This window comes from Calditrichota bacterium, assembly GCA_014359355.1.
Taxonomy (GTDB): domain Bacteria; phylum Zhuqueibacterota; class Zhuqueibacteria; order JANLFK01; family Oleimicrobiaceae; genus Oleimicrobium.
Map to the genome: position 1 here is coordinate 1 of JACIZP010000156.1, position 5,695 is coordinate 5,695.

Genomic DNA, 5,695 nt, shown 5'->3' on the forward strand with positions numbered 1-5,695 from the left:
GAGTTCCCGTCTTGCTCAGAAGAAGGCAGCTCGCCCGCCCATCAAGTTGGGCATCATCGGTACTGGGCTGGCCGCGCGTAATTTGCACTGGCCGGTGCTCAAAGAGCTCCCCGAGCTGTTTCGGGTGACTGCCGTGTGCAACAGGGGGGAAGAAAAGGCTGCAGAGTTTGCCCGGCTGGTGGGACTGAGCCGGTACTACCTTGACTACCGCCAGATGCTTGCCGAGGCGGATGTCGAGGCGGTGCTGGTTGCGGTGCCCATTGCCCTCAACTATCCGGTCAGCCTGGAGTGCGCCAGGGCGGGCAAGCATGTGATGTGCGAAAAGCCGGTTGCCGTAGACCTCGCTCAAGGTCGCAAGATGATGCACCTCTCGGCCGAGTACGGCGTGGTGGTGCAGATCGCCGAGCAGTTCTACTACCGGGAGGACATCCTGCGGGCCAAGGAGCTAATAGAGAGCGGCGAGCTCGGCGAAGTCTTCCAGATCCGCATGGACGTCACGGTGCGAATTGACCCCGATTCTGGTTCTGGCGCCACCGGCTGGCGAATTGCGCCGGCCCACCGCGGCGGCTTTGTGACCGATGCCGGGGTCCACCACATGGCGCAGCTGCGGCTGCTTGCTGGGGAAGTGGCGCGCGTGCACGCCTTCGCCCGACGGCAAAGCCCGCACTTTGGGGGCGTGGACAACGTCTGCATCAACCTCCTGTTCAGGTCGGGAGCCATCGGCCACTATTCGGCCTCCTACACGGCAGCACGCAGCGATCGTTGGTGGGTGAGAACAGTCGTCTTTGGGACCAAAGGCACCCTGGAGATTGGCCACGGCGAGCTCCGGCTACAGCCGGCAGGCAAGCGCAAGCGGCAGCACCTGCGCTGGGAAGGGTTCGACGGCGGGTACCGGAACCAATGGCTCGCGTTCTATCGCGCCCTCACTGAGGGCGAAGTACCCCTGGCCTCGCCTGCGCAGACCTATCGTGACCTGCAGCTCATCCTGGCGGCCTTGGACGCAGCCGAGAGGGGAGAGGTCGTCTCTTTGGAAGAGTGAGCAGCATGAAGACACGGCACCTCTTGGCGCTGTTCGACATCGATGGTACCCTGCTGCACTCCGGCGGGGCGGGCAAGCGCGCCATGATCGCCGCATTTCGCGACGTGTTCGGTTGCGCCGATGGCTTTGCCGATGTCCAGATGGCCGGCCGCACGGATCCGGAAATCGTGCGCGAGGCGTTGGCCAAGCAGGGTATTCCGTGGGATGAGGGAAGGGTGGAGGCGTTCCGCCGCCGCTACCTGGAGCTGATCGGCCCAGAGCTCGCCGTCCCTTCTGCCACAAAGCGTCTCTTGCCAGGCATTCCGGCAGTGCTGGATGCGCTCCAAGGACTAGGCTTTGTGACCCTTGGTCTGTTGACCGGCAACTGGAAGGAGGGCGCTCGTGCCAAGCTCGCCCACTTTGGGATTGATGGCTACTTTCGCGTGGGCGCCTTTGCCGACGATGCCGAGGAGCGCGACCGGCTGTTGCCCTTCGCCTTAGCCCGGATGCGGCAACTGACCGGTATCGCCATTGCTCCGCAGGAGGTGGTGGTTATCGGCGACACTATTCGCGACATCGAATGTGCGCGTCCCCACGGCGCGGTGACCGTGGCAGTGGCCACCGGCGGCAATAGCATGGCCGAACTTGCCCAGGCCGACCCCGACTTCCTTCTTGCTGACCTGTCTGACTGCGCGGCGGTGACCGAGATCTTCAGGGCGCTGGCCGGGAAGGACTCGTCCGGGTCTTAGTCTGCTGGGGGGACAAGCTCTCGGGTGTTTCTTTGCGCTCGGAGTGCAGGCAATCTTTGCCGGGGCTTGCCCTGAGCCCCGGGGGTAGTGGGGGTGTCGATCCGGACAAGAGGGGTGGGCAGGCCAGAGGTTTCACACCTCCGGCCCTTGCGCCCTTGGCGCGAGGAAACGCTGGCGGTTGGCCAGAGGTCTTCCCAGGTCTCCCACGGGACTCCATCTTTTTTCCCCTTGCCAGCAAATTCTGCTTGTTTTTCTGATGCAGCGGTGTTATCTTTTGCAAAAAAGTAGCACGGTGGAGGACTGACGCACATGGTCACCAGATTTGGCATTTCCCTGGACAGCGAACTCTTGGCGCGCTTCGACAGGATGATCGCGGAGATGGGCTACGCTAACCGCTCTGAGGCCATCCGCGACCTCATCCGCGACGCCCTGGTGCAACGCGAGTGGCAGGAGGAGAAAGGCGACCGGGTCGGGACGATTACCCTCATTTACGACCACCACCTGGGTGAGCTGCCTGAGCGGCTGACGGAACTGCAACACAACCACGCCGACCAGATCATCTCCACGATGCATGTGCACCTGGACCACGACAACTGCCTGGAGGTGCTGGCGGTGCGCGGCGAGGCACGCGCCATCCGCGCCATAGCGGACCAGCTTATCGGGACCAAGGGGGTGAAGCACGGCAAGCTTGTCGCCACCACTACCGGCCGCGAGCTGAAGTGACTCGTGTCTCTGCACGGGTAGCACGAAGAAGAGTCGTACCACAGAGCGCTGAATGGTCAGCAGGAGGCAAAAATGAGTTTGCGTCGCTTGTTGCTGTTGGGGTGCGTGATGGGGCTGATCGGCACGCAGGGCTGGGCCGACCTCAAGGAGGAGACACCGGCGGATTCGGTGCGGTACCGCTTCAACCCGGTTGTGGTGACGGCGACCAAAGTGCGGGAGGCGCAGCGGGATTTGGCGGCCAGCATCACGCTCATCGATGGGGCGCGACTGGCGCTCGCTCCGAGCGTGGCGGTATTTGACCTGGTGCAGACGCATGTGCCCAGCCTCTTTGTGACGCAATGGGGGGTGATGGGTTATGGCGTTGCCGGGAGCGCGGCAGGCAAGATAGCCATGCGCGGCCTTGGCGGTACGGCCGACACGCACGTGCTCATCCTGCGCAACGGCAGGCCGGACTTTATGGGGCTCATGGGGTGCACAATTGGCGACGAGTTCGTCACCGACGGCATCGACCGGGTGGAGGTGGTGCGTGGGCCGGCCTCTTTCCTGTACGGCACCAATGCCACTGCCGGGGTGATCAACATCGTCACTCAAGGCCTGGAGCGACCCGGCTTTGCCACCAGCTTCGCCGGGGGCGTCGGCAGTTTTGCCATGCGACACCTCTCCGCACGCCATGCCGGCCGCCTCAACAAGTTCAACTATCAGTTGACGGCGGCACGGCGCAGCACTGACGGTCATCGCCAGGATGGCAATGCTGCCTACGAGGGCAACTTCTTCACCGCCCATTTCGGCTACGATGTGGCGCCGCGCACGGCCATTGAGGCCAATGCGACGCTCGCCGACCTCTACCTCTATGACCCCGGCCCGGTCAGCAAGCCGGCCAGGGATGATTGGTACGACATCCGCCGCTGGGGAGGGGACCTGACAGTCAACCACTCGAGCTGGTTGGGGGAAAGTTACCTCAAGCTTCACGCCAACTACGGTCGGCACCGCTTTTTCGACGGGTGGCGTTCCTTCGACCGCATGATGGGGCTCATGGTCTACCACAACGTGCGCCTCCTCCGCGGCAACACGACCACCGTGGGCTTTGACCTGAAACGTTACGGTGGAGACGCCCAAAACAGCGTGAGTGGTACCGACTATGGTCGCTACTATCTCAGCGAGTGGGCACCCTACGTGCACACGCAGCAGTTGCTATTCGGCCGCCTAATCGCCTCCGCGGGTGTGCGCCTGGAGCATCACGAGCTCTATGGCTGGGAGGTTCTGCCCAAAGTTGGCTTGGTAGCCCACACGACCCGCAGCACCTCCTTGCGTGCCGCGATAGCCAAAGGGTTCAGAAGCCCATCGATTCGCGAGCTCTACTTCTTTCCGCCGCACAATCCGGATCTGCTGCCTGACGAAATCTGGAACTATGAGCTCGGGGTTGACCAACACCTTGGCTCGCGCCTTCGTGTGGAGGCAACCTTGTATCGGCTGCGTGGCGACAACCTGATCGTCATTGCCAAGAACGCTACGCCTCCGCCCCTGTTCAAGCTGAGCAATTCCGGGCGGGTGGCGAACACCGGGTACGAGCTCGTCTGGCAGTGGGAGCCGGTGGACAGACTGGAGCTGGGCGGATCGTGGTCGCACATTGTGGACATGGAGGTCACCGTTCCGAACGCACCGCGCAAAAAAGTGACCGCCTATGCTTCGTGGCGGATAGGGCGTTTCTTGTTGGTCGCCGATGCCACCGGGGTGAGGGACTGGTACGGTAGGGACAACGCATCGCCCAAGCCAAATCTCTACCGGATGGACGACTATTTGGTGGTCAATCTAAGCGCCAAGGTCAACTTGTTTGGCCCATTGGCCGTGCGCATGAACGCGCGCAACCTGTTGGACGCGCAGTATCAGGCGATGTGGGGTTACCCGATGCCGGGAAGAACCCTGGATGGCGGGTTTGTGGTGACCTTCTGAGGCGGCCATGGCGGCGCGCGACTTGAGTCTTGCTGCGCTGTTCGTTGGGTTGGGAGTGCTGGTCCCGATTCTGTTTCATGCGGTCGGGTTGGGGAGCGTGTTCTTGCCGATGTTCCTGCCCCTTGCCGCGGCCGGATTCTATCTGCCCTTGGGTGTGGCAATGGCGGTGGGCGTGCTGACACCGGTCGTCTCGGCTTTGGGGACCGGCATGCCGCCTCTGTCGCCGCCGGTGGCGCAACTGATGGCCTTGGAGGGCCTGGCCCTGACCGGCGTGGTGGGGTGGTTAGCGCGGAAAAAGGGCGTTCCGGTGTTTGTGGCACTGGTGGCCGGGCTTGCCGCCTCCCGGGCGGTGATGGTCGTCTGGGTGACGGCGTTGGTGCCACTTCTGGGCCTGCCGGCGAGAAGCATGTCGTTGGCGGCGCTGCTGCAGGGGGTGCCGGGCCTCGTCCTCATCCTTGTGGTGGTGCCGATTGTGGTCAAGCGCCTTCCGCCATCCCAGGTGAGGAAGGGGATAACCCATGCGTGACGAACGGCAGACGTTCTTTGACCGACTTGCTCCCTCGTGGGATAGGGAAGCCGCTCAAGACGTGACACCCAGCATCGTAGCGCGCTTGGAGTTGCGTCCGGGGGAGCGCATCCTGGACGTTGGGGCGGGTACGGGGAGGCTATCGCGGGCCTTGGCCGCGGCTGTCGGCCCCATGGGCTTGGTGCTCGGCCTGGATTTTTCGCGCAAAATGCTGCAAGTGGCACGCGAGCATAAATCCGCTGCGTGGCAGCACCTTGTGTGCGCGGATGTACTGCACCTGCCTGTGCCGGCTTGTTCGTTTGACCGAGTGGTTTGTTTCTGCTGCTTCCCGCACTTTCGGAATCAACCTCGTGCGCTCCGCGAGCTGCGAACAGCACTGGCTCCAGGAGGAAGAATCTACGTGATTCATGAGGAGAGCAGCGAGGCGGTCAACATGCGGCATCGGCAGATCGGCGGCGCAGTGGCCCACGACTTTCTCCCGTCGGCAGAGGCGATGCGTGCCATGTTTCACGCCTGTGGTCTCAAAAACACAGTGTGCGAGGATCGGCCTGGTCTCTTCTGGGCTGAAGCGGTGAAGGAGTGAGGGGGTTGGTGGAGCAGAAGCTCCCTGCAGAGAGTCGGCCGCCTGCTGCTCAGTCTGTGCTGCTGAGGCCCGCCTGGTGGTAGGTGGCACCCACCAGCATGTCGGCGCGGATGGTCAGTTCGTTGAGGGTGCGAGTTAACTCGGCG

At 63.1% G+C, this 5,695-nt stretch carries 6 protein-coding genes; all 6 read left to right on the forward strand.

Features of this window, described 5'->3' with window-relative positions; genetic code table 11:
* A partial coding sequence (locus tag H5U38_06370; GenBank protein MBC7186642.1) for a Gfo/Idh/MocA family oxidoreductase occupies positions 1 to 1,039 on the forward strand: 1,039 nt, incomplete at its 5' end.
* Between the two features lie 5 nt (positions 1,040 to 1,044).
* On the forward strand, positions 1,045 to 1,767 hold the full coding sequence (locus H5U38_06375) for an HAD family hydrolase (protein MBC7186643.1): 723 nt from the start codon (positions 1,045 to 1,047) through the stop codon (positions 1,765 to 1,767).
* A gap of 309 nt (positions 1,768 to 2,076) precedes the next feature.
* Positions 2,077 to 2,490 (forward strand): nickel-responsive transcriptional regulator NikR, encoded by a 414-nt coding sequence (gene nikR, locus H5U38_06380; GenBank protein ID MBC7186644.1) that lies wholly within the window; start codon positions 2,077 to 2,079, stop codon positions 2,488 to 2,490.
* Between the two features lie 72 nt (positions 2,491 to 2,562).
* Positions 2,563 to 4,440 carry a TonB-dependent receptor gene (locus tag H5U38_06385; GenBank protein ID MBC7186645.1) on the forward strand — a complete coding sequence of 626 codons (1,878 nt, stop codon included), beginning with the start codon at positions 2,563 to 2,565 and terminating at the stop codon, positions 4,438 to 4,440.
* Between the two features lie 7 nt (positions 4,441 to 4,447).
* Complete coding sequence (locus H5U38_06390; GenBank protein MBC7186646.1) at positions 4,448 to 4,966, forward strand: ECF transporter S component; 519 nt, start codon at positions 4,448 to 4,450, stop codon at positions 4,964 to 4,966.
* On the forward strand, positions 4,959 to 5,549 hold the full coding sequence (locus tag H5U38_06395; protein ID MBC7186647.1) for a class I SAM-dependent methyltransferase: 591 nt from the start codon (positions 4,959 to 4,961) through the stop codon (positions 5,547 to 5,549). Before H5U38_06390 ends, H5U38_06395 begins: the two co-directional genes overlap by 8 nt.
* Positions 5,550 to 5,695 lie beyond the last annotated feature (146 nt).

Excerpts from the sequence above, each read along its gene's own strand:
- H5U38_06385 (MBC7186645.1), top strand. The coding sequence starts at position 2,563 with ATGAGTTTGCGTCGCTTGTTGCTGTTGGGGTGCGTGATGGGGCTGATC.
- nikR (MBC7186644.1), top strand. The coding sequence starts at position 2,077 with ATGGTCACCAGATTTGGCATTTCCCTGGACAGCGAACTCTTGGCGCGC.
- H5U38_06375 (MBC7186643.1), top strand. The coding sequence starts at position 1,045 with ATGAAGACACGGCACCTCTTGGCGCTGTTCGACATCGATGGTACCCTG.
- H5U38_06390 (MBC7186646.1), top strand. The coding sequence starts at position 4,448 with ATGGCGGCGCGCGACTTGAGTCTTGCTGCGCTGTTCGTTGGGTTGGGA.
- H5U38_06395 (MBC7186647.1), top strand. The coding sequence starts at position 4,959 with ATGCGTGACGAACGGCAGACGTTCTTTGACCGACTTGCTCCCTCGTGG.